The sequence below is a fragment of the Thalassoglobus neptunius genome (assembly GCF_007859735.1).
In the GTDB taxonomy this organism is placed as follows: domain Bacteria; phylum Planctomycetota; class Planctomycetia; order Planctomycetales; family Planctomycetaceae; genus Thalassoglobus; species Thalassoglobus neptunius.
The window spans coordinates 80,759-104,854 of record NZ_SIHI01000007.1 but is presented as its reverse complement, the minus strand read 5'-3'; the positions used below and the strand labels follow the sequence as shown (position 1 = coordinate 104,854).

Genomic DNA, 24,096 nt, shown 5'->3' with positions numbered 1-24,096 from the left:
GGTCAGTCAGGTCACTTGGGTACGCTTTTCGAATCGCCTCGGACACCGTGCACTCCTTTGCGTTGATGAACCGCAAAGTGTGAACAAAACCAGACTTTCACAAAACCTCAGTTTCCGGATAGCCTCTTAGTTGTCGGCAGACGAATTCGGTGTTGCTGCGCCCGGAGTCAACAGCAGGACTGCAAACCACTCATTGGAGTCTGTCCAGGATTCTGCCACATGAAAGTCGGCTTCGGCAGCAAGGGCTGAGAAGCGTTCGATTGTGTACTTGTGCGAATGCTCGGTGCAGATGTACTCGCCCGGCTGGAATCGAAATTCCCGGTCGGCAATGGTGACTCTCTGATCGTGTCGGCTGACCAGATGCATTTCAATTCGATGTGCAAATTCATTGTAGACGGCTCGATGCTCGAATTGATTGACGTCAAAGTTCGCGCCCAATTCGCGATTGATTCGTTGCAGCAAGTTGAGATTGAACGCGGCTGTCACGCCCTCACTGTCGTTGTAGGCGTTCAACAGCACGGAGCGATCTTTTTCCAAATCGACTCCAAGCAACAGGTCGGATTGTTCGTCGACGCGTCGGATTCGCTGCAGTAATTCCACTGCTTTGTCGTGCGTCAGGTTTCCGATTGTCGATCCCGGAAAATACGTGACCGAACCGGAGTAGTCGACATCAAGATCTGGTAGGGAAATCTCTTGCATAAAGTCTCCGCAAACGGGATGGATATGCAAGTGCGGAAACTCTTCGCCCAGCTTCGTGACCGCTTCATCGAGAGCGGATTCCGAAATGTCGAATGGAACATATGCGGCAAGGTGCGAGAGAGACTGCAAGAGAAGCCGGGTCTTGACACTGGCTCCACTTCCCAGTTCGAGAAGCACATGATCCGGACCGATCGTGCGGCTCATCTCGTCGATATGAGTCTCCATGATCGCGAGTTCGGTCCGCGTTGGGTAATACTCGCCGAGTTGGCAGATCTCTTCAAAGAGTTCTGAACCCGTCTTGTCGTACAAGTACTTCGAAGGAAGTGTTTTTTGATCTTGCCCTAAGCCGTTGATGACATCGTCGAGAAATTCGACATCCTGAACGACTTGCACTTCTGAACCTGGCATCCATTTCCTCCGACGAGCGCGATAATTGTTCCGACTTCCCCATCCTGCACTCTATCTCTGTGACGACAACCCTTGATCGCCGGGAATCTCGCAAATTCATCAGTTCTTTTTATCACTTGTGAGCCGTCTCACACCCAACACAATTTCTCTGTGTTGGTTCAGAAAGTTGCACAGGCGATCAGACGAAGAGTTGAGTGCAAAATTCACCGCCACATCGTCGAACTCGTCGCTGGCGATTTTGGGAAACTCTGTTTCTGTTGTGATGATTTGTCGTGATGACCGTTTGAGATTTGCTCCTCGAAAGGCGGCGGGACTTTTAAGGATGTTTGATCGTGTCGAGGTGCATGAGCAACTCTCTGACCAATTCCGGATTTTCTTCCCAAAGGTTGTTCGATTCTCCAATATCGTTGGAAAGATTGTATAACTGTCCGCCAGGGAGGCCGGGCTTGTGAGCAATTTTCTTGGGAGGACTGAAGCCTCCTGAACCAAGGTGATTGATCAGCTTCCAGGGACCTTTCCGCACGACAGTTCCACTATGATGGAGGACGATCGTCTCACGCGGGCTCGTGGTCGCTTCTCCGGTCATGGAGTCAAAGAAGCTCACACTGTTCGGGCCTGCTGCGGATGGAAGATCCGCGTCGACGATGTCACCGACAGTGGCGAGCAAGTCGACGAACCCGATCAAGTGATCGCACTCCGATCCCGGAGAAACTTTTCCGGGCCAGCGAACGATGAATGGCACCCGGTGTCCTCCCTCCCAGGCATCGCCTTTCATTCCGCGAAGTGGACCCGCTGAAAGATGTTGGAAGCGTTCCTCATCGTGGTCATACCAGACCGGGCCGTTGTCGCTTGAGAAAATCACCAGAGTTTCCTCCGACTCTCCAGTGTTGTCGAGTTCTTTCAGAATTCGTCCCACAACATCGTCAACATGAGCGACGAATTCGCTATAGAGTCCCGCTCCTCCGCTGCCCCGAAACTTTTCTGCAGGAGCCCATGGAGTGTGCGGCGACGGAAGTGTGACAAACAACAAGAATGGAGCGTCGTCAGAACTGATTTTTTGCAGCGTGCTCACAGCTTCGGTCGCGAACCGGTCCAAAACCTGATCGTGGCGAAAATCAGGAGCGATCGGTCCCTCTCTCCAGAAAGCTCCCTGAATGGGACTCCAGCCTTCAGTGTTGTTGTCACCCACGGTTTCGGTTGGGGCGGCAGTCGCTCGGTCTTGCTCCATGTAAAAGTACGGCGGGATATCGAGGGAGGCGTGCATGCCGAAGAAGGTGTCGAATCCTCTGTGGACAGGTCCCCCCAGCAATGGCTTGGAATAGTCATAGTCCGGGCCATCTTGAAAACCAAGATGCCACTTGCCGACCATGGCCGTTTGATACCCGTTTTGTTGCAAGAGTTGAGGGACCGTCAATTGGTCTTCCGGAATGACTGGTTGTCGACGCCAGTCAAGCTTGGCAAGGAATGGATATTTGCCAGTGAGGAGCCCAAAACGTGACGGGACACAGACCGAGCCCGCCGCGTGGGCGTCTGTGAATTTCATTCCCTGAGAAGCAAGTTGGTCGAGATGCGGCGTTTCACATTTCGACTGGCTGTTGTAACAACCGGGATCGCCATAGCCCATGTCGTCAGCGAGGATGAACAGAATGTTGGGAGTGTCGAGCTGCGGATCGTCAACTCCCTGTGCTGACGCGAAAGAGGCAGCGCTGCCCACGAGAACTAACAGAACGGCGTATTGAATGATCTTCGAAGGCATCGATGCTCCGGTTGGGTTCGCAAGAAGTTGCCAGTGGAAAGAAGTCGTCAGTGAAAATGGCTGTCCATTAGACCATTTTGCCCACAGATTTGCACAATCGCGGAAGTTCGAATTTCTTATTCGAGCGAGAAGAGTCTCCCTCCCGGGTGCGCGGAAAAACTCAGTTTGCTTTATAAAGATCGCTGACCTTTATACTGTCCGTCAATGGTCTATTGTCTGTGACACTTCGAGCACGATTTCTTTCTCCCATGAATATTGACGATCCGAACACTCCTGTTGAGCAGAAGGTTTTTCTTTCGAATACGGCGCAGTTTCAGCGCTGGTTTCCGTGGCTCAGGATCTTCCGCAGCGCGCGTTTCGCAGTCGACTATCAGATTCTGTTCACTGCGCTGATTGCCGTATTGTTCTGGTCGATTGGCTTGTCTGCGACTCATCGCATCTTTTCATCGCCCGCTCGCGAAGAGATCTCAGAGACAGCTTCCCAAATTGATGAAGAGATAGAACAAGTTTCTGAGGAGATGTCTCTCGATCAACAGATCGATTCGGAAGAGACGCAAACGGCGTCGGAGTCTTCTCTCGTGTCCACTCGGCAATTTCTGAACGGACTCTTTACCTCCGGGGATGAACTGCACGCAATCGGCGAGATGCGGACCGACTCAAAATTCGTCAGCCCTCTGTTCCCGGTGACGACGGTCACGGGGAGTTCATTGCGTTTCTTACGACACGCTTCGCTAAGAGGATTCGTGGAACTGGTATTGGGACTTGCGATCTGCGCGTTCTTCGGGGGAGCGATCAGTCGCATGGCTGCCAGAGAATTCACAGCGAACCGTCGGTGGGTCGTTCGTGACGCGAAATTCGCGACCGGTCAGTTTCCCATGGCGATTTGCGCTCCGATGATTCCCGCACTCGGACTGCTGTTCTTCTGGGGAATCGGTTGGTTTTCAGGTTTGCTGGGGAGAATTCCGTACATCGGGGAATGGGGGATCGCACTGGCCTGGCTTCCGCTCATTGTGGCCGGCCTATTGACGGCAGTCATCCTGCTGGGATTGCTGGTGGGGTGGCCGCTGATGTTTGTTTCATCGTCCATCGAACGGAATGATTCGTTCGATGCCTTCAGCCGCACATTCAGCTATTTGTGGAATCGACCGTGGTACGCGGTCTTTCTGATTTTTTCGGGAATGGCAATCGGCTGGGTCTCGCTGGCGGTGGTTTATTGGGTGACGGAATTCACACTCCTGATGACTCTTCGTTCCGTAGGCACAGGACTGGGATTCGACTCAGCATTGACGGGATGGGAATCACTGACCGAACTCTCTCAGCTGTCACTGTCTGAAAACGCGGATGCCCCTTCGCAGCATCTCCTTCGATTTTGTTCTGGAATCGTGGCGATGATTCCCGTTGCTTACGCTTTCAGCTTTTTCTGGTGTTGTGCGACCATCATCTATTTCCTGCTTCGTCGGTACGAAGATGGAACACCACTCGACGTGATCGATCTGAGTGACTCTCCACACCCTCGCCATACCGATCTTCCACTGGTCGGAGTTCCCGCCGCCGAAAAACGAGAGTCTGAGATTCAGGCTGCGAAAACCTCGACATCAGATTCCGAGACACCATCAAACGAATCCGTTCCTGCTGACTCCAACGAGGAAACCGAAGAATGATCAAGGCTGGGAAACGACCATCATTTGCAACAATTGTCCTTCTTACCGCTGTTGTCTGGACGGCGATGTCAGCGCGAATCTCTTTCGCTGATGATGCAGTAAAAGCCAACGAAGTTCCGCCGATTGAAGCTGCGCAGATTTTGGGGAATGCGGATGGAGTTGAGATTCAAGGCACAGTTCTTCAGTACGTGGTCGACGATCCCAAGTTAAAGAAAGAACTGAGAATCCCGAGATTGCATAGCCGCCTAAAGAAGGTGAGCTGGAAGCAAGACGCGAACACGGAACTCAAATTCGTTCCCGAGCCCGAGGAATGGGTTATCAGACTGGCGAATCCTCCAGAGCAGGGGCCGCAAATCGTTTTGGTGGAATTGCTTGATCCGCCGGTTCTGGGCACCAGAAAAATTGTGACAGACGTCAAACCAGATTCCGGTGAAACAATTCTTCCCGCTCACGATGCGGATGTCACTGGGACCAAACTTCGGTTTGAACCTCAACCACACAAGAACACGATTGGTTACTGGACGAATCCACAAGATTGGGTCTCTTGGACGGTTCAGGTTGATCAAGCCTGCACTGTTGAACTCGAAGTCTTTCAGGGATGCGGAAAAGGGCAGGGGGGAAGCGACGTCAACTTCGTACTTACACATGAAGACGACGTGCTTCAGACCATTTCATACGTCGTCAAAGAGACGGGACACTTCCAGAACTTTCAGCTTCAACCGGTTGGAGACTTAAAGTTTCCCAAGGCCGGGACCTACCGAATCGAGATTCGCCCTCAACGACTGGCAGCCAAAGCAGTCATGGACGTCCGGCAACTGGTGCTCAAGCCGTAGAGCGTGTCTGAAAAACGTTTTCGGGGGCTCATTAGTACACTTTCAGACTGAGTTTGCACGCACTCGCACGAGCGAACTCAGCAATTGATCTGGTGAAACAGCCAAAGCGAGTGCATACGAGAAGAGCAACTTGCTTTAGAATTTCCACCAGAAGGGGATGACGAGAACTGCCACGAGCCAGAGCAATAAGCTGAGTGGGCCTCCGAATCTCAAATAGTCGGCATAGCGATATCCACCGGGGCCCTGAACCATGAGGTTGGTTTGGTATCCGACGGGTGTCGCGAAACTCGCCGCTGCGGCAATCATCACAGCGACGACAAATGGCATCGCGCTCACATCGAGCGATCCAGCTGTTGAGATGGCGACCGGGAACAGCAGCGTCGCTGCCGCTTTTGCGGTAATGAGATTTGTGAACACCATCGTGATTCCATAGATGATGGTCAGAGCAATGATCGGTTCACCGTTTGCGAAACCGGTGAGATACTCAGCGACGAACGGACCCGCTCCGCTGTGCTCTTCCTTCATCGCTTCGCCAATTCCGATTCCGGCGGCAATGGTGATGAGAACACTCCAGTCAATACTGGCCCGTGCTTCAGCCGGTTTCACGCAGCCGGTGAGGATCAGAATCACCGCAGCCAGAAGCGCCGAGGGAAGGATTTCCCACTGAAAAACTGTGTTGAGCAGCACGAGGCCGATCAGCACAAGCTGGGCAATCCAGGCTTTTTCTCTTCGAAGTGGCGTCGAATTATCAACTCGACTGACGAGATAAAAATCGCGTGAGTTGCGTTGAACATCGACGAACGTGGTGTGCGCTTCCAGAAGAAGCGTGTCGCCCGCGTGAAGCGTGATGTCTCCGATTTTCGCGCGTAAACGTTGTCCGTTGCGTGACACTGCAATCACGACGGCGTTGTACCGCGTTCGGAACCGAGCTTCCCGAATGGTCATGTTGACAACGGGGCAACTGTCCGAAGCGACCGCCTCAATGAGACACCGCTCCGAGCGTGGGCTGTCCAGTTTGAAGACCTGATTTGTGGCTGGGGTCAGCCCCGGGAGTTTCTGCAAGTCGACGACCGATTCGACGACGCCGACAAAGACAAGCCGGTCGCCCGCAACAACTCGCTCGTTGGGGCCAACGGCAGGCAACGTGTGACCGTCGCGGTCGATCTCCATCAAAAACATTCCAGGAAGATGACGAAGTCCGGCATCTTCAATCGTTTTGCCAACGAGTGGACTTGTCTCCTCGACGAGCATCTCGATCGTGTATTCACGTGGATCGTCGAACTGCATCGACGCCGGTTTTCGATCGGGAAGCAGAATTTTGCTCGTGAGCAAAATGTAGGTCAGTCCGACAAGGCAGCACGGAAATCCGATCAATCCCGGCTCAAAAAGGCTCAGCGGTCGGAGTCCTTCGTCGCGAACCAATTCGTTCACCACGACAGTCGTACTTGTTCCGAGAACCGTACAGAGTCCTCCCAGAATGGTTGCAAAACTGAGGGGCATCATCAGTTGGGAAACGGCCAGCCGGCACTTCTTTGCCCAGTCATCGAGGACTGGCAACATGACCGCCACGACAGGAGTGTTGTTCAGGAACGCACTCATTGCCGCCGTGGGAAACATAAGCCGCATCAGCGCGTTGATGCGAGATTTCGGGAGCCCCAACATTCTTTGGATCAAATGTCCAATCGCTCCTGTCTGTTCAAGCCCTTCCGCCACAATAAAGAGCACCGCGACGGTGATCAGTCCTTCGTTCGCGAATCCGGAGACCGCCGCTTTCGACGGAACAACGCCTGCGATAATCAGGACTGTCAATCCGGCGAGCAGAATCAAATCGGGACCCGCCCGCGAAACCATCATGGCGATGATGGCGACGATGACGACCCCGAGGGTCAGGACAATTGCAAAGGGTTCCATGGAGGCAACTGGGTCCACAGCAGGGGAATGTGAACGGGGAACAGTCAGGGCTGACTCGCGAATACCTTCGACGTTTACGAAGGCATGCGAGCCGCGAGCAGAATCGTCATTCAGCCGGTCTGCACCGAATGTCTGAAAGGTTTATGCTTCTGCTGTCGGAGCTTCCGAACTCGATTGAACGGCGGCGAGAATGCCATCATGAAGAAGTCCGTTCGTCGCAACAACTCCTCGATTCGATTTGAGAGTCGTTCCCAGCGAAAAGTCGAGTGGGTTGCCATCAATGTCGGTGACCTTCCCCCCAGCTTCCTCAACAACGAGCACTCCGCCAGCGTGGTCCCAGATCTTTTCCGAGTAATCCTTCCGGACCGGAAGTCTCAGATAGACATCCGCTTCTCCGCGAGCGAGAACCCCATATTTAGCTTGGCTGTCGAGCCGGACCGCTTCGGATGTTGAGCCGATCGCACTGAGAATCCGTGATGACCAGTCGTGAGAACTATGTCCCGACTCCACAGACTCACACATCCTTGCTGCGGAAGCTGTTCGCGTACCGGAAACTCGAACAGAATGCGGAGTGACATCCGGGAGATCGAGCGGACACAATCGGGCGCCCATTCCGCGAACGGCTGTGAAGATGACTCCACGAGCGTTGTCCCAGGCGTCAGTGGCTCGCAGGTTCGGGCATGCCAGGGCAGCGACTTGAATCTCTCCGTCGACGATCAGGGCCAGAGAGATTGCGTACTGTTCTTTTCGCAGGAAGCCTTTCGTCCCGTCAATTGGGTCGAGCGTCCAGAAACGAGAGGTTCCGCCGGAGTGATTTCCGAAGTCGATCCAATCCAGAGTCTGTTCTGCGGTGGGAGATTCCTCGACCGCTTTCAGTTCTTCAACAATCTGATCAAGGAACGGAGAGCACTCGCCGGTGCGCAAATCTCGTGCATCTTCTTCGGCAACGATCAGCTCTTCGGGAAAACTGGCTCGAATTGTGGAACAGATGATCGCCTGGCTTGCGTAGTCCGCAATCGTCACAGGTGAACGATCAGCTTTGTCCATCTTCTCCCCATCGATTCTTCCTTGAACGGATCGACAGATCTGTGAGGCCTTGCGAACGGCTTCAATTGCAGTTTGTAATTCGGCTTCATAAATCTGCGACATCTGCACCTCCTTCGTGCGCGGGGCTCACTCTCATCGACTTTCCGAAGTCGTGTTCTATTCAGTGGTTGGCGCCCCGGAAAGCTCGTAAGCAATTCCGAAACGTCATCCCAAGGGTAAGCCGGATTCTAAAGATCCTGCGCCTGACCGACAATGAGGGGCTTGATTGCTTCGTCGAAACGGTGTGTTCGAGGCAGACGAACAGATTGGAAGAAGGATCTCAGAACCGATCTCTGAGTGATTTTCGAAACGGAATGGGCCGCTCAGGGAATCATCGGGAATGAATTCCAGGAGTTGGAATGGAGTTGCAATTGGCTCAGACCGGGCGTTCTTCCATGACCGGCGCCGTATTTGCATGCACTCAGAGAGGATTCCGTTCGATGCTGTTCTCCGTAAATGAATGCGGCTTTTGAGGTGTCCCGATTGTGCGAATTGGACCGATCAGGCAATTGAGGACTCTTTCGGCGCATTCACATCTCGGTGAAGAGTGTTGACACGGACAGATAGCGCAAGTCTAATCTTTAGCTCTGGACGGTGCCGTGTTGAAGGACTGCACCTACTTTTGACAATCGATTTGGCGGCATTCCATGCCAATTGCCGAAGATTACACCGTCGATTTGCAACTCATGAAGTTTGGAGGAATTTGAATGAAGAAGGCGTTGACATTTGTGGCTCTTTTCGGAGTGATTGGATTGTTTGCGGCTGCTCCGAAGCAAGCTGAAGCTCGACCTCAGTACTTGAAAGGTTTCCTTGTCAAGTACGATATCGCTGAAGCAAAAGAGCTGAAATGCGGTGTTTGTCATGGCGAACGTGGCAAGAACAAGAAAGTCGTCAGCGACTACGGGAAAGCACTCGGAAAAGCTCTTGGCGAAAAGAACGTCAAAGATGCTGACAAAATTGCAGAAGCTCTTGGAGAAGCTGCAAAAGCCAGAAACGGCGACGACGGCACTTTCGGCGATTTGCTCGACAAAGGCAAACTGCCACCAGCTGCTGAATAATGGCTCATGACGTCATCTTGACGTCATTTGCACTCATGTCGATCTCGGGACGCTCTCAGCTATTGAGTGCGTCCCGTTTTCTTTGCCAGTTTGCTTTCTGGTCGGGAGAAATGAAATGCGTCTCGCCTGCCGCGAGGGGGGGGATCGTTTCCATGTTTGCTCCCGTTCCACGGTTTCTGTGGTGCTCGTTGGACGATAAGCTGCGTTGAGCGCAGCAGAGAATGATCTTCAAAGGATGCACGTCATGGCCGAGCCAAAAACCATGCAGGAACTTCGTAAGGACCCGATCGTTGGAAGGTGGGTCATTATCGCCCCGGACCGACTCGCTCGCCCCCAGGGAGTTTCTGAAGAAAGCGAACTGTCGACGGATGGGTTTGATCCCTTTCTGGAGGGAAACGAAGATGCGACAACACCCGAAATCCTCGCCTATCGCAATTCCGGAGGCCCCAACGAGCCCGGCTGGCGAGTTCGTGTCGTTCCCAACAAATTCCCTGCAGTAACGATTGACGGCGATCTCGATAAACGCGGCGTTGGCATCTACGACATGATGAACGCGATCGGCGCTCACGAAGTAATCGTCGAGTGTCCCCATCGTGAAATGAATATGTCCCGGCTCAGCGTCGAGAATATTCGAGAAGTACTCTGGGTCTATCACGACCGACTCGTCGATCTGAAACGCGACATGCGACTGGTGCACGGTCTGATTTTCAAGAACAAGGGAGCGCGAGCTGGAGCGTCGCTGGACCACTCGCACTCACAACTCATCGTCAGCCCGATCGTCCCTGTGACCATTCAGGAAGAGCTGAATGGATCAAAGTCATTCTACGACTACCGCGGCCGATGCATCTTTGCAGATATGATTCAGCAGGAGCTGGCGACTGAGAGCCGCATCGTGCTGGAAAGCGAGCACTTCGTTGTCTTCTGCCCGTTTGCGAGTCGATTTCCCTTCGAAACCTGGATTCTTCCGAGGCAGCAGTCTAGCCACTACGAAAGCATCACCAAGCCCATGGTCGAAGATCTTGGCAACGTGATGAAAACCGTCCTGACGAAGATGGAATTGGGCCTCGACGATCCGCCGTACAACTACGTCATCCACTCCGCTCCGTTTTCCAGCCAGGATCTCCCACACTATCGCTGGCATATCGAACTCTTTCCGAGGTTGAGTCGAGTTGCCGGGTTCGAGTGGGGCAGCGGGTTCTACATCAACACCGTTGCGCCTGAAAACGCAGCCAAGTTTCTCCGCGAAACCGAGATTGACGAGATTTAGTCCATTCTCATCGTTGCTCAGTCCCTGCAGGAGATTGAGTCTTTCGAATGAGAGAGATTCTTCTTTCAAACGCGGACTGCTGGCTCGCGGAAATTGCCGGGAGTCAGCAACAGGGATGACTTACAGAAGATCGCTGGCGAGTTCGGCGAGTTCTGATCGTTCACTCTTTTGCAAGCTGATGTGTGCGTAGATCGGCTGATCAATCATGCGATTGATCAGATAGGTCAGGCCATTGGAGCGAGAATCGAGGTAGGGGTGATCGATCTGTCGAATGTCACCGGTCAGAATAATCTTCGTCCCTTCTCCTGAGCGGGTAATGATCGTTTTGATCTCGTGCGGCGTGAGGTTCTGGGCTTCATCGACGATGAAGAAAACGCGCTGGAGGCTTCGTCCACGGATGTAGGCAAGGGGCGTGATTTCGAGTTTTTGTCGTTCAAGCAGTTCCTGGATTTTGTCCCCGCTATCGCCTCCTCCATTCTCTTGCCGAATGACAGAGAGATTGTCGAACAGCGGTTGCATGTATGGATCGAGCTTCGCGGAAATGTCTCCGGGAAGAAATCCGAGGTCGCGGTTGCTGAGCGGAACCGTCGGACGGCTGAGGAGAATCTGCCGATACTCTTTTCGACATTCCAGTCCCGCAGCCAGTGCAAGAATCGTTTTTCCCGAGCCAGCCTTTCCGGTGATCGTGACGAGCTTGATCGAATCATCGAGCAGGGCAGACAGTGCGAAGGCCTGTTCCGCGTTGCGTGCGGTGATCCCGTAGGCAGACGGTTTGGGAATGCGGGTCAAGAACGGACTCAATCCCGGTCGACGCACAAGTGCCGACTTTGAGCCATTCTTCAAAACGAAGTTCTCGTTGGAGATCGGATTCGAAAGTTCAGGAATGTCGGCGAGATCGACTTCTCCCGGGGTTTCATAGAACCGGTCGATCAGCGCCCCGGGAAGATTGCACACGGTGCGAGTTCCGGAGTACAGCGAATCGACGCTGGCGACTTTGTCTGTGTGGTAGTCCTGAGCGGGCATCTCGAAGGCTTTGGCTTTCAGCCGAAGGTTGGAATCCTTGGAGATGAGGACGACCTGTCGGTGTGGTTCTGAAGCCTGAAGCGACAAGGCAGCATTGAGAATTCGATGGTCTGGCGAGTCGCTAATGAGAAGTTCTTTGAGCCGTGGATTCATCGGCTCGCCGAGCAGGACTCGGATGTTTCCGAGCGATGGGCCAATCGACGCCCCTTCGGCACACATCACATCGCCGGTGAGTTCGTCCAGCGATCGAAGAAACTCTCGAGCATGGAAGTGGATATCTCCGCTGCCTTTTTTGAATTGATCCAGTTCTTCGAGAACTGTGATCGGCAGGGCGATATCGTTTTCTTCAAATTGAGTCAGGCACGAGGAGTCGTGAAGGATGACATTCGTATCAAGGACAAAGAGCTTAGGAACCGCATCCCTGCGTTCTGCCATCATCGAGCCTCCACCTTCGTCAAGGAGATGAAATTCTCGTTGTGAGATTTCATCAAATGTGAACGCCTCCAATTTGTCTATGTTTTCGGCGTTCTCGTCAAGGTACTTTTCAGGCGATCACTTCGCTTCACCGGAATTTCTTGAGGAAATGGGGCCCCGAGAAATGCGTGTTAGTTCTCTGTAAATAACAGTCTCAAGCCGACAAGAATGGCGGTCGTAAGAGCCAGAATTCCGAAATTTCTGCGGAGTTGCTGGGAGCCGAGCCGTTGTCCCAGGCTGGAACCAACCCGTGCTCCGATGGTTCCTCCCGTGAGCAGGGCAGCTACGAGTTGGAGATCAATATTTCCTGACAAAGCATGAGCGAATGTGGACTGAGCCGACACAATCCAGACCACAACCATCGAGCTTGCGACGGTCGCTTGAGCGGGTAAACCGAACAGATACAGAAACCCGGGAACGACCAGAAGTCCCCCGCTGATGCCCAACAGCCCCGACAGAAAACCGACAATGACTCCAAACCAGGCCAGTACCGGAATCGACATCTTCTGACGATTCCACTCGGGAAGTGTGACAATGGGAGGAATCGAGATGCCTTTCAACCATCCACGAGGGACAGGGCGAAATTGCAAAGCACGTTCTGTTTCCCAAAGCGAGAAGAACCCCAGAATCGTCAACAAAACGAGGTAGGTCCCGAGAACAACCGACTCGGCTCCTCCCTGTCCCGACGATGAATTGGCAACCCGGTTCAGCGTGTTGCTTCCGAGAAGAACTCCCGTGAACAACCCGCCAGCCACGATGAGTGGTAGCCGCCAGTCAAGAAGTTCTGTCTGCCGATAGAGCATCGACGTCGTCGCTGGTCCGAGGACGTAACAGACAGTCGATCCCACGATGATCGGGGTTGGGTAGTCGAGGATTGTTGTCAGAACCGGAACAAGAATGAAGCCTCCCCCAACACCAAAGATGGCGGACAGGGTTCCGACTCCAAAGGAAACAACGATCGCGACAATCCACTCCACAGTCGGCCTGTTCGTATCTCTCAGCAAATTTGGTTCTGGCGAGCTGGCTCAATGATGACCGATCACGAAATTTGTTCAACGTCGACCGTTCACAATTACCTGCACAACGATGATTGTTCTCAAGAAACGGTGCGACAACAGGTCCGGCAGAGATTCGCAAGCTCTTTCAAGTCGGAAGGTTGTGCGATGCTCGGGCGCGATGTTTCGCTGAGCAAAATTTGAGCGATGAGAAGACGCGCTCAACGATGAGAATGCAATCCGGGCAACGAAGTCTTGATAGGGGGCCCGTTCCATGAATCGCTTGATTCAGCACTTGATGCAGCAGAGACGCCTGAATTGCTCTATGTCCGGACGTTGAGCGTAGCTGTCAAATCTACCCGTAGACATACCCGTGAGACTTGGCTGCAGAATCTGCCCGCCTAAATCTGATAGTCGGGGAACTTGCTTTCGCTTCGTTCCGTCCCCCGGGAGAGCTTCTTTTCGATAAGGTCGAAGACACGATGCACGATGACTCCCCAGATCACGGGAAGCGCGAGGCACGTGAGAGCGAACAGAATCGGGTGCACTGTTTGCCTACTTCATTTCTCTAAAGGCGTCCCATCCCATATAGCCGACGATGGCTGCACAGATGAGGAACATGATGTCCATCATGAATGTGTGTTCGCCGGAAAACGGGATTCCGAGAACCATATCCGAGATTGCTGCCACCGCGACCAATCCAGCCACGATCATTGAAGCGACGACAACTCGTTTGGGCAATTCCTGCATTGTGGGGGCTCGATTCGGCATACAGACTTGACGACTGGGAACGGCATTTCTGCGTCCGCTCTACCGTTTCCGCGCATGAGCGACCGGAAACTCAGCATAACTATAGTCTCGCACAAATGATAAGAGCCAGTTCAACAGAAATTTTCGTCCCGTCAAAACTCAAAAATCTGTTGATTGAATTGGACCTACAAGACTCGCGGCCGTTGCCACCGTCAGAATCAAGAATAGCTGAACAACTCAACCAAATTTGAGTCGGGATCGAAAATGTATAGCTGAGTCGGCCCATCCGGTCGAGATTTGGGCCCCGCTTGAATTTCGATCCCCTGAGACTTCAGAACTTCTGCGGACTCATGAGCATTATCGACTTCGAATGCGAAGTGGTGCGTTCGGCTGATCGTACAGTTTTCCGGGACCGATGTTTGGGATGGTCCGGATTCCGCGTGTTCCTCGATCAGGTGGATTTGTGTGGTCCCCGCTTGAAACCACATTCCGGGAAATCGAAAGCCCGGGCGGCTGACTTCTTCCATTCCGAGTAAGTCGACGTAGAAGCTCCGTGAGACGTTGAGGTTTTTGACCACCAGTGTGACGTGGTCGATTCGCTTGACTGTGATCGGGCTATTGGGCATCTCAGGGCCCCTCTCATTCGCGGAGTGGAGTGAGTGTTCAGTGGTCGCAGGACGAGGTTTGCCGCTATTCGATGTTCTGAACGATTTCGCGCATCTTCTCGATACAGGCTTTCATGTCCACGATCAGATGCGAAATTCGGACGTCGTTGGCTTTGGAGCCGATGGTATTGAGTTCGCGAAACATCTCCTGGCCGAGAAAATCGAGCTTACGGCCGGAAGAACCTTCGGATTCGATCAGCGTGTCGTACTGATTCAAATGGGACCGCAACCGAGTAACTTCTTCGGTGATGTCGCAGCGATCGGCGAAGATGCTGACTTCACGAATGAGGTCGTTGGAGTCGACCTCAGCCTGACTCCCTTCGAGCAAATCGCTGATTCGCTGGGTGAGTCGTTCACGATAGTTGACGACAACATCCGGAGCGTGGCGTTCGATGACGGTGAGATTCTCGCGAATCGAATTCGCTAGATCCTGCATTTCGGAACGCATCGATTCGCCCTCTTCCCGTCGAAAGGTTTCGAGGGTGTCGAGTGCTTCGCCCAGCACAGATTCAAAGAGGGGCCAGTCCGATTCTTCGACGGTGCGGTCGGTTCGTTCTTCAACAATTCCCGGCAGACTCAGCAGAGGTGTCAGTTCCGTCGGGGGCTCAACATTGAGGGCAGTCGCGATTTCACTGAGTTGTCGCCAGTACTCCTGAATCGCAAGGCGATTCATTTCGACAGCGGGTCTCTCTTCAATGAGCCGAACATTAATCGAAACGGACACCGTTCCCCGGGCGACTCGTTCGCGAACGAGTTTCTCGACTCGAGATTCAAGCGATAAAAACGCAACAGGGCAGCGGACCGCCACCTTCAGGTGTCGATTGTTGACGCTTCTGACCTCGACGGTCAGACTGACTCTTTCGTTGTGTCCACGGGCTTCCCCATGGCCAGTCATACTCAGCAACACGGTGAATGTTTTCAGTTCGGGGAGTCCGCTTCAGCCGAAACGGGTGAAGACTCAGGCCAGACTGCCCCAGAGGTTTTTGCGGAAGGGGAAGTGCTCTCGCAGGAAAAGCGATCGATCACTGCGAAAGTGTTACTCGGACGGTGCCCCTGTCGTCGAATCGTCAGCGTTCGAAGAATCTTCTGAGGAGTTATCCGAAGGTTTTGTCGATTCGGTTTCGACTTCGATGGTCTCGACAGCTGGAGTTGCCTCTTCGTCAGCATTGTCGTCGCTCGCGGCATCTCCTGCGGCATCGCCGGTTGTCAGCGAAGCGTCATCATCAGCTGCTCCACTGGCAAACTGCTTTTCTGCGTATCCGGTTCCCGATTGACGCATTGCGCAACCACCGATTCCGGCGAGAAGAACCCAGACAGCCGCTGTGACGACGGTAATCCAGGTGAAAACGTCGCCAGCTTTGGTTCCGAATGCGCTTTGCCCGCCCATTCCTCCAAATGCTCCCGCCAGTCCACCACCTCGGCCCCGTTGGAGCAGGATGATGATCATCAGGAAAATTCCTGTCAGCAAGAGCAGAACTTGAAGGATGATTGCCAGTGTTCCCACGATGTCTTCCTTTCGCAGCTTCTGAAACAGTCCGTGTCTCGGAACTGATCGCGCTCGTTGGCCAAATGTTAAGTGGTTTCGGAGGGTTGTTTGAATCAAAAATGAGTGTCTCTGCTCTCACTCGCTCTCTACGAACACAATGGAAATTGTGCTGTGAAACAGGTGGAATCAATCCATCCCGGAACTACGAGTGAAATTGCAGAGACAGGTCAAATCAGGCTCTACTTGGAGAGACTTGCTCCCGCTTCGATGATCGGAACGAAATTCTCCGCTGTGAGACTTGCGCCACCGACCAGAGCACCATCGACATTCTCTTGAGAGAGGAGTTCAACGGCGTTGGCTGGCTTCACACTTCCCCCGTAGAGGATTCGCATTCCATTCGCAATTTCTGAAGTGTAGTGACTTTCCAGCCACTTGCGAAGATGGGCATGGGCAGAATCTGCCTGTTCCGGGCTGGCGGTCTTGCCGGTCCCGATCGCCCACACAGGTTCGTATGCGATGACCACGTTTGCCATCTGCTCAGCAGAGACGCTGGCAAGTCCACCGGCCATCTGTTCGTCGAGGACATCGTTGGTCTTTTCCGCTTCTCGTTCTTCCAGGAGTTCTCCCACACAAAGAACGACTTGAAGTCCTTTCTCGAGTGACTTCAAGACTTTACGGTTGATGATTGCGTCCGTTTCTCCGAGGACGTGTCGACGTTCGCTGTGTCCGAGGATGACGGATTGAATCCCGAGGTCAGCAAGCATTTCTGCGGCAACTTCGCCGGTGAATGCTCCCGGTTCTTCGAAATAGCAGTTCTGTGCCCCGACTGTGACCTGACTTTCCGAAGCGGCATCCTGAACCGGAATCAGGTAAGGAAATGGTGGACAAACGAGCACGTCCACTGAGCCTGTTGCCGCCTGACTTCCGTCAGCAATTGATTTCGCCAGCGAGACTGCAGTGTCTCGGTTGGTGTTCATTTTCCAGTTTCCGGCGATCAAATAACGTCGCATCGTCTTCAATCCTCTTGTGTCGACTACCTGAGTTTTACGTGGTTTCCGTAGGAAACTCGGATTCGCTGATTCAAAGTTGCAGTCGAGGCTCGTGAGAACTCATTGACGCACCCGGTTCATGGGCTTCGTCGTCAAAATTGAGTCTGCTCGAATCGAGGTCACACAATCTGTGCATGACCCGGTCGAGACGTTCGGCGCTGATTCACGGTTGCCCCGCTTGCGGGATATTAGCAAGCGTTCTGCAGCCGGGCGAGTGGTTGCAGGGCGAATCACCTAATTCGACAAGCTTTTCGCTCAGGCAGTGGTCGCTGCCACGTGTTCATCACTTCCGAGGTCTTCGATTTCTGTCGTCGAATCTTAGGCGATTTTGTCGGTTTCACGGCATTCCTCGGAGTCCATTTCGTTCGAGGAATGGATGCGTCATTCGTGTCGTCATTGCAGCGAATCCATCGGCCCGCGTGGATTCGCGAGGAGACTTCGTCAGTTGTTTTTCGAGTTTCGCAGACTCGAAGAAGTGAGATTGCTGCATAAGAAGTTGTATAGATCGAGGATTCATGATGGATTGACCGGCGTCGAAGACGTTTTCTAAAGCGAGTCTTCGAGTATGATCTGGGGGATTTGTCGAAATTGTTCACACGAACTCGCACGAGCAAAACGGACAAGAGGCAGGCCAAACGCTGGCAAATCTGTCCGGGTGAGTGCAGGGGAACGATGAAACTGGCTTGAAGGAGATGTCTTGTCAAAACGGGCGAAACGTGGACTGGCCACATGGTTGACGCGGAGCACTCTCCCGATCTTCGTGCTCGACGACCGGAACGTGCTGCTGGTCTTTAACCGGGGGTGCGAGGAACTCACTGAATGGCCCGCGTCTGAGATGATCGGACGCAAGTGTGAATACATCGCTGTCGCCAATTCTGCGCTTCCAGAGTCTGTCACCGGGGCATTGTGTCCACCGAATGTGCTCGAATCGGAAATATCCAAGTCGGTCCTTACAGTTATCCCAAGTCAGTCCGGAAAGTCCTCGCGAAAGCGAATCGAGTTTTTTCCGCTGCGTGAGGAACCCGATGAAACATCCTATCGGATGATGGGCATCATCCTCGACGACAACGGAACCGAAGCATCGGCACCCGCGACTTCGCACTTTCGTCTCGCGGAGCTGCAGGCAGAGTTGCAACGTCGATTTCAAGTGAGTCGGGTCGTCGCTGCATCGCCTTTGATGGAACGGGTCGTTTCACAAATTCGGCTTGCTGCCGAGTCGAGGCTTCCCGTCTTTCTGCGCGGCGAACGGGGAGTCGGAAGAGAGTACATCGCCCGCGTGATTCACAATTCCACGACCTTCGCCGATCGCCGGTTTGTGCAGATCGATTGCGAGGCACTCTCGCGGTTTGAGATTCAGCGAAGCTTCCGCCGGCTGCTGGATCAAGAGACAGAAGAACCATTTTCCGGGACGGTGTTGCTGAAGAATATTGATTTGCTTTCCGTCGACTTGCAGTTGGAGTTGTCGAGGGCGCTTCAACAACCACTTCCCAGCCGTTGGATGTCGACGTCGAGATTGAACATCGAAGAACTCGATCCCGAAACGTTCGATCCGGCACTCGCAGCCCAGTTGACTCCCATCTCGATATTTATTCCTCCCTTACGAGACCGAAGAGAAGATCTTCCGATGCTCGTGCAGAGTCTCGTCGAAGATTCGAATTACGGGAGTGAAGTCCAAAGATTTGGAGTGAGTTCGGAAGTTGAACAGGAGTTTGCGAGCTATCCGTGGCCGGGCAATGTCTCGGAATTAGTTCGAACACTCGAGAAAGCGTTTCGTGCCACTTCGGAACCGGTCATTGAACTCGAAGATCTCCCGGCGGATTTCCGGATCGGACGGGATGCTGCGACCGTTCGCCCTCGAAAATCGTCTCTTCCGCTGGAGGAATATTTGCGGAAAATTGAAGAAAAGCGGGTCCGGGACGTCTTGGAGCAGTGCGGAGGGAACAAGACCGCAGCCGCGGAGATTCTGGGGCTGCCGCGCCCGAAGCTTTATCGGCGATTGGCACTTCTTGGGATCGACGCCGGGAATGACTCGCAAGCGAAGGGAGAAGAGACGTAAAGATCATCGCTCACAGGGTTTAGAGCGGGTCAGGCAGGAATCGTCATTCAGACAGGAATTGTCATGTTGTCTTCGGAGTCGGCATGAAGTGGCGACTGGCAGTCAATCATCTCGTCAATTTCAGCATTGGAAATTGGTGTGAGCGTAAATCCGACGCTCGAGAGCGAGTGCGTGTGGCGTTCCAGTCGTCTTTCGATCGAGGCGACGTTGTCTTCTTTTTCTTTCTGTGATCGTCTCGCTGCGGTCAGGTCGAGCGCCAGGAATGCGAGGAATCCAGACAGACCTCCCGCAAGGAGGAACGGCGACAGTTCGTCGCCTGAGTATTTTCCGACAGTCAGTCCAATCATGAATCCACTCATGATCAGAATTGATGTGGAACTGATGAGCGTCGAATTGTTGGCGTTGCGGGCCATGACGGTCTCACTGCGGAAAGAAGATACGAAAAATAAGACTTCTGGAGCCTACGTTACGAATCTCGACATGTCAAAAAATGTGATTCATTTGCAACGGTTGATCTAATCCCGCTAAGCTCATTATTGGAATTCATGACAATCGAATTACTCCTGTCGAGTTGATCTTCCGCAAAACCTATCCCAGAAGGAAATCTCTATGTCTTTGACAAGGCGTTATTTCTTGAAATCGGCAGCTGCCGCGAGCGCAGCTGTGGCCACGACCCAGTCGCTGGAGGCCTACCAGCAGCCACGCAGTTCCAGTCCGAACGAAAAAATCGGCGTCGCAGTGATCGGGGCCGGGGGACGAGGCAGTTCGCATTTGGGAGCGTTTTCCGGAGGAGCAGATTCGGAAGTTCTCTACATTTGTGATGTCGACACCAACGCCGGAAGAAAAATCAAAGGGGTTGAAGAGAAACAGGGCCGCGCACCGCAATTCCTTCAGGACTTCCGCAAGGTTCTGGATGATCCGAACGTCGATGCCATCAGCACCGCGACTCCGAACCACTGGCATGCGCTGGTTTCGATTCTTGCGATGCAGGCTGGTAAGCATGTTTATGTCGAAAAACCTGTTTCTCACAACGTGTGGGAAGGCCGCCAAGCGGTCAAGTGGTCGCGTGAACTCAATAAAATCTGTCAATGTGGAACACAGTCTCGTTCGAGTCCCAGCTTGAAGAGTGCTGTCGAATACGTTCGCAGCGGGAAACTTGGACCGATTCAGTATGCGATCGGGACCTGCTACAAGCCGCGAAAGAGCATCGGCAAACTCGATCAGCCGCTGCAAATTCCTGACTCCATCGACTACGACATGTGGTGCGGTCCTGCGGAAATGGTCGATCTATACCGACCTCGCCTTCATTATGACTGGCACTGGGATTTCAACACCGGCAACGGCGATATGGGGAATCAGGGGATTCACCAGATGGACATCGCTCGCTGGTTCCTCGGAGAGGACAAACTCTCTCCTCGCGTGATGAGCATCGGAGGCCGCGTTGGCTATGACGACGCCGGAGATACTCCGAACACGCAAATCGTCTATCACGATTTCGAAGCAGCTCCGTTGATCTTCGAAACACGTGGCCTTCCTAAGAAGGACCTCGATTGGAAGAACGGAATGGACGAGTACCGAGGATCACGAATTGGTGTGATCGTTCAGTGCGAAAACGGATACGTGGTCATTCCTTCGTACACCAAAGCGGAAGCTTTCGACAACGATGGAAACTCGCTCCAGGCATGGTCGGGCGGCGGGGATCACTTCCAGAACTTCCTCGATGCTGTCCGCTCCGGCGATCGAAATGATCTGAACGCCGACATCCTCGAAGGTCACCTCTCCAGTGCGTTGTGTCACACCGGGGCGATCAGCCATCAACTCGGATCAACCAAAACGTCCGAAGAGATCGGCAAAGAGGTTGCAGGCGATCCACTGTGGAGCGACTCCTGGGAGCGAATGGAAAAACATCTGGCTGCCAACGGCGTTGAGCTCAGTGATCCGAAACTGTCGGTCGGTCCGTGGCTCACGATGGATCCTGATTCAGAAACCTTCCCGGGGAACGAGAGTGCCAACGCTCTGCTGACTCGGCCTTACCGAGAAGGTTACGTTGTTCCCGACGCGGACGCGTAAGCAACGATTGATAAGACGCAGTGAGAAACGGTCGGATTCCGAATGGTTTTCGACCGTTTTTTCATTGTTACACTGAAGCTCCGCGAGTCACTTGAAGTGTTATTCAAAACTGGATAACACCCAACTCGCGTGAGACCGCATCCGGGCGATTGCGAACGCTGAAACAAAACCAACTGTCAAAACTTAGCGAATTACGTCGGACGAATTGAAATGTCACAACAGTACATCATGTCCATCGAAGGACTCACGCGGATTTATGATGAGACCGCAGTTCTCGAAAACATCTGGCTCTCATTCTATCCCGGAGCAAAGATCGGAGTCCTGGGCGACAACGGGTCGGGAAAAAGTACGTTGTTGCGGATCATGGCTGGAGTCGACAAAGACTACATGGGCGAAGTTCGTCCGCAGAAGGGCATCAAAATCGGCTACTTCCAGCAAGAGCCACAATTGAATCCCGATCAAACCGTTGACGAAGCCGTCGCGGAAGCAGTTGCAGAATCCCAAGCGGTGATCGATCGTTACAACGCCGTGAATGAAAAGTTTGCGGAAGTCACAACCGATGAAGAAATGAATGCGCTCCTCGAAGAGCAGGGGACGCTTCAGGATCAGATCGACGCCGGGAACTTGTGGGAACTCGATCGGATCGTCGAGATGGCAGCCGACGCGCTGCGACTGCCTCCGGGAGATTCCCGAATCGAGAACCTGTCGGGGGGAGAAAAACGACGAGTGGCCTTGTGTCGACTCCTGCTTCAAAACCCGGACATGCTCCTGTTGGACGAACCGACCAACCATCTCGATGCCGAGTCAGTTGCGTGGCTGGAACGATATCTTCACGACTTCAAAGGCACCGTCGTTGCGGTGACTCACGATCGATACTTCCTCGATAACGTCGCTGGCTGGATTCTGGAACTCGATCGGGGACGCGGCTATCCGTACGAAGGCAACTACACCGCCTGGCTCGAACAGAAGGAAGCCCGGCTCGGAGTCGAACAGAAGAAAGAAGCCCGCCGCCAGAGAATGCTTCGTCAGGAACTCGAGTGGGTTCGACTGTCACCAAAGGCCCGAGCCACCAAAAACAAAGCGCGTTTGCAGCGGTACAGCGAACTCGCTTCACAAGGGTTCGACGAAAGAGACGAAGCTGCTCAAATTCAGATTCCCGTCTCCAAGCCGTTGGGGGATCTGGTCGTGCGGGCAAAAGGATTGTCCAAAGCATTCGGCGATCGATTGCTGTTCGAGAATCTTGATTTCAATTTGCCTCCCGGTGGAATTGTGGGGGTGATCGGTCCGAACGGAGCCGGAAAGACGACGCTCTTCAAAATGATTGTGGGACAGGAAGAGCCGACCGATGGAGAACTTGTCGTCGGCGATACTGTTGACCTGTCGTATGTCGATCAGTCCCGAGACGCGCTGGATCCCAAGAAAACCGTCTACGAAGAAATCTCTGGTGGGCTCGATCAACTCGAAGTTGGACGAACAAAAATTCACGCCAGAGCCTACTGCGGTCGCTTCAACTTCAAGGGAAGTGAGCAGCAGAAGTTTGTCGGAGATCTCTCAGGTGGGGAACGAAATCGAGTCCATCTGGCCAAGCTTCTCCGATCTGGCGGCAACCTGATTCTGCTCGATGAACCGACAAACGATCTCGACGTGGAAACCCTTCGCGCCCTTGAAGAAGGACTCTCAGATTTCGGAGGCTGTGCCGTTGTCACATCTCACGATCGTTGGTTTCTTGATCGAATCGCAACGCACATCCTTGCGTTTGAAGGCGACAGTCAGGTCGTCTGGTTCGAAGGAAACTATAAGATGTACGAAGTTCAGAGGCGTGAACGACTCGGCGATGCAGCTCAAAATCCGCATCGCATCAAGTATCGTCCCCTCAAGTAGTTTTTGCTGAATCAGTGCAGTCGCGATTTCATCCCTATCGAGATGGCTACAGCTTGCTTCCGAAGTTGAGAAAGATTTCACTCGATGAAGTCTTCCTCGCTTCTGAGGGAAGTGGAGATCGCTACCGACGTGAAAAGCAACTGGCGATGGAGCATCAGACCTATTGTGTCGAAGAGCAACTCTCGCCAAAACTCCGGGATGCAGTGACGAGCTTTCTCATCGAGCATCATCCTCGCCTGAAGGGCCGAATTGGTCCGCTGGAACAACTCGTAACCGAGATCGAAGAAGACATCGTCATTCACTCGCTTGATGCGGAGCGTGACTGGATGTCGTTTGGTCACGTCTGTTTCCCGAGCGGCTGGCGGCCGGAAGAGAAGATCGGTCGGCCGCTTGCAGAGATCCACGAGCCGATCCCCGGAATGGACCTTTCCGGGAGTCGGCGACTCGTTGAGACCATGGTCCATCACGGTCCGTTTGAACGGTTCGTGTGGAGTGTTGTCTTCGAGGATGAATTGAACTTTCATCCCGACAGGAAGCGTTGCGATTTCGACTCGTCATCGCCAGTGATCTTTGTCAAAGTCGAACGACAAGTAACGGTGGGCTTTCCGGATTTTGGCGGAGCACTGTTCGGGCTCCATCAATCATTGATTCCGTTCGATCAAATTGAGCGAGGTCCGCTCGTAGCTGCTCTTCGATCAATGTCTCCGGAACATCTTGAGTACAAAGGGCTCTCTCAATCGGCTCCCCGGGTAATTGAGTGGCTGGCAAGTCTTCCGTCTTAGGCGGATGGAGCGTCCGTGAATTTCGAGTGATCCAGGCGACCAGTGCAATTTCGCAGAACTCGAAGATTTCTACACGCTACCGAAATCTAGTGTGACACCTTGCTGTCACACCTGTTCCGAAACTTCTGCATGTCGGAATTCCATCGCGTTTGGAATTTCAATCGATTGCTCGAGCACACCGTTCCT

General features: G+C 53.3%; 21 protein-coding genes. 8 read left to right on the top strand and 13 right to left on the bottom strand.

The window, feature by feature from the left end; genetic code table 11:
• Positions 1 to 126: 126 nt before the first annotated feature.
• Together egtD and KOR42_RS14750 are read right to left on the bottom strand one after the other, a co-directional pair.
• On the bottom strand, positions 127 to 1,107 hold the full coding sequence (egtD, locus tag KOR42_RS14755) for an L-histidine N(alpha)-methyltransferase (RefSeq protein WP_146510605.1): 981 nt from the start codon (positions 1,105 to 1,107) through the stop codon (positions 127 to 129).
• Positions 1,108 to 1,423: 316 nt separating this feature from the next.
• Positions 1,424 to 2,863, bottom strand: a complete 1,440-nt coding sequence (locus tag KOR42_RS14750; protein ID WP_146510604.1) for a sulfatase family protein — start codon at positions 2,861 to 2,863, stop codon at positions 1,424 to 1,426.
• A gap of 248 nt (positions 2,864 to 3,111) precedes the next feature.
• Between KOR42_RS14750 and KOR42_RS14745 the strand changes: the two genes are divergently transcribed.
• Both KOR42_RS14745 and KOR42_RS14740 read left to right on the top strand, forming a co-directional pair.
• Positions 3,112 to 4,524, top strand: a complete 1,413-nt coding sequence (locus tag KOR42_RS14745; protein WP_146510603.1) for a hypothetical protein — start codon at positions 3,112 to 3,114, stop codon at positions 4,522 to 4,524.
• Positions 4,521 to 5,357 carry a carbohydrate-binding protein gene (locus KOR42_RS14740; RefSeq protein WP_146510602.1) on the top strand — a complete coding sequence of 279 codons (837 nt, stop codon included), beginning with the start codon at positions 4,521 to 4,523 and terminating at the stop codon, positions 5,355 to 5,357. The genes KOR42_RS14745 and KOR42_RS14740 overlap by 4 nt, the downstream gene beginning before the upstream one ends.
• A 135-nt stretch (positions 5,358 to 5,492) precedes the next feature.
• Here KOR42_RS14740 and KOR42_RS14735 read toward each other — a convergent pair whose 3' ends face one another.
• Together KOR42_RS14735 and KOR42_RS14730 are read right to left on the bottom strand one after the other, a co-directional pair.
• Positions 5,493 to 7,268, bottom strand: a complete 1,776-nt coding sequence (locus KOR42_RS14735) for an SLC13 family permease (RefSeq protein WP_146510601.1) — start codon at positions 7,266 to 7,268, stop codon at positions 5,493 to 5,495.
• A 141-nt stretch (positions 7,269 to 7,409) separates the two neighbouring features.
• Entirely contained in the window at positions 7,410 to 8,417 is a 1,008-nt protein-coding gene (locus KOR42_RS14730) for a 3'(2'),5'-bisphosphate nucleotidase (RefSeq protein ID WP_146510600.1), read from the bottom strand.
• Between the two features lie 644 nt (positions 8,418 to 9,061).
• Between KOR42_RS14730 and KOR42_RS14725 the strand changes: the two genes are divergently transcribed.
• Positions 9,062 to 9,412: a hypothetical protein gene (locus tag KOR42_RS14725; RefSeq protein ID WP_146510599.1), complete on the top strand. Its 351-nt coding sequence runs from the start codon at positions 9,062 to 9,064 to the stop codon at positions 9,410 to 9,412.
• Between the two features lie 244 nt (positions 9,413 to 9,656).
• Positions 9,657 to 10,679 (top strand): galactose-1-phosphate uridylyltransferase, encoded by a 1,023-nt coding sequence (galT, locus tag KOR42_RS14720; protein WP_197441204.1) that lies wholly within the window; start codon positions 9,657 to 9,659, stop codon positions 10,677 to 10,679.
• A gap of 120 nt (positions 10,680 to 10,799) precedes the next feature.
• Here galT and KOR42_RS14715 read toward each other — a convergent pair whose 3' ends face one another.
• From KOR42_RS14715 to tpiA, 8 genes are all read right to left on the bottom strand, one after another.
• On the bottom strand, positions 10,800 to 12,140 hold the full coding sequence (locus KOR42_RS14715; RefSeq protein WP_197441203.1) for a PhoH family protein: 1,341 nt from the start codon (positions 12,138 to 12,140) through the stop codon (positions 10,800 to 10,802).
• Between the two features lie 167 nt (positions 12,141 to 12,307).
• Positions 12,308 to 13,153, bottom strand: a complete 846-nt coding sequence (locus KOR42_RS14710) for a sulfite exporter TauE/SafE family protein (protein ID WP_197441202.1) — start codon at positions 13,151 to 13,153, stop codon at positions 12,308 to 12,310.
• Positions 13,154 to 13,572: 419 nt separating this feature from the next.
• On the bottom strand, positions 13,573 to 13,719 hold the full coding sequence (locus KOR42_RS26685; protein WP_197441201.1) for a hypothetical protein: 147 nt from the start codon (positions 13,717 to 13,719) through the stop codon (positions 13,573 to 13,575).
• A 7-nt stretch (positions 13,720 to 13,726) separates the two neighbouring features.
• Positions 13,727 to 13,921 carry a hypothetical protein gene (locus KOR42_RS14705; protein WP_146510596.1) on the bottom strand — a complete coding sequence of 65 codons (195 nt, stop codon included), beginning with the start codon at positions 13,919 to 13,921 and terminating at the stop codon, positions 13,727 to 13,729.
• Positions 13,922 to 14,139: 218 nt separating this feature from the next.
• Positions 14,140 to 14,547, bottom strand: a complete 408-nt coding sequence (locus tag KOR42_RS14700; protein ID WP_146510595.1) for a VOC family protein — start codon at positions 14,545 to 14,547, stop codon at positions 14,140 to 14,142.
• A 64-nt stretch (positions 14,548 to 14,611) separates the two neighbouring features.
• Positions 14,612 to 15,481, bottom strand: a complete 870-nt coding sequence (locus KOR42_RS14695; protein WP_231740935.1) for a YicC/YloC family endoribonuclease — start codon at positions 15,479 to 15,481, stop codon at positions 14,612 to 14,614.
• Positions 15,482 to 15,622: 141 nt separating this feature from the next.
• Complete coding sequence (gene secG / locus KOR42_RS14690; protein ID WP_197441200.1) at positions 15,623 to 16,090, bottom strand: preprotein translocase subunit SecG; 468 nt, start codon at positions 16,088 to 16,090, stop codon at positions 15,623 to 15,625.
• A 221-nt stretch (positions 16,091 to 16,311) separates the two neighbouring features.
• A complete protein-coding gene (tpiA, locus tag KOR42_RS14685; RefSeq protein WP_146510593.1) occupies positions 16,312 to 17,082 on the bottom strand; it encodes a triose-phosphate isomerase in 771 nt (256 codons plus the stop codon).
• Between the two features lie 736 nt (positions 17,083 to 17,818).
• Here tpiA and KOR42_RS14680 point away from each other — a divergent pair.
• Positions 17,819 to 19,177 (top strand): sigma 54-interacting transcriptional regulator, encoded by a 1,359-nt coding sequence (locus tag KOR42_RS14680; protein WP_146510592.1) that lies wholly within the window; start codon positions 17,819 to 17,821, stop codon positions 19,175 to 19,177.
• 47 nt (positions 19,178 to 19,224) lie between these two features.
• Here the strand turns inward: KOR42_RS14680 and KOR42_RS14675 are convergent, their stop codons facing one another.
• Positions 19,225 to 19,590 (bottom strand): hypothetical protein, encoded by a 366-nt coding sequence (locus KOR42_RS14675; protein ID WP_146510591.1) that lies wholly within the window; start codon positions 19,588 to 19,590, stop codon positions 19,225 to 19,227.
• Between the two features lie 196 nt (positions 19,591 to 19,786).
• On the opposite strand from KOR42_RS14675, the gene KOR42_RS14670 reads away from it, so the two are divergent.
• The 3 genes from KOR42_RS14670 (at position 19,787) to KOR42_RS14660 (ending at position 23,910) form a co-directional block, all read left to right on the top strand.
• Positions 19,787 to 21,247: a Gfo/Idh/MocA family protein gene (locus KOR42_RS14670; protein ID WP_146510590.1), complete on the top strand. Its 1,461-nt coding sequence runs from the start codon at positions 19,787 to 19,789 to the stop codon at positions 21,245 to 21,247.
• A 210-nt stretch (positions 21,248 to 21,457) separates the two neighbouring features.
• Positions 21,458 to 23,128, top strand: a complete 1,671-nt coding sequence (gene ettA / locus KOR42_RS14665; RefSeq protein ID WP_146510589.1) for an energy-dependent translational throttle protein EttA — start codon at positions 21,458 to 21,460, stop codon at positions 23,126 to 23,128.
• Positions 23,129 to 23,142: 14 nt separating this feature from the next.
• Positions 23,143 to 23,910, top strand: a complete 768-nt coding sequence (locus KOR42_RS14660; protein ID WP_146510588.1) for a heme-dependent oxidative N-demethylase subunit alpha family protein — start codon at positions 23,143 to 23,145, stop codon at positions 23,908 to 23,910.
• Positions 23,911 to 24,096: the final 186 nt, after the last annotated feature.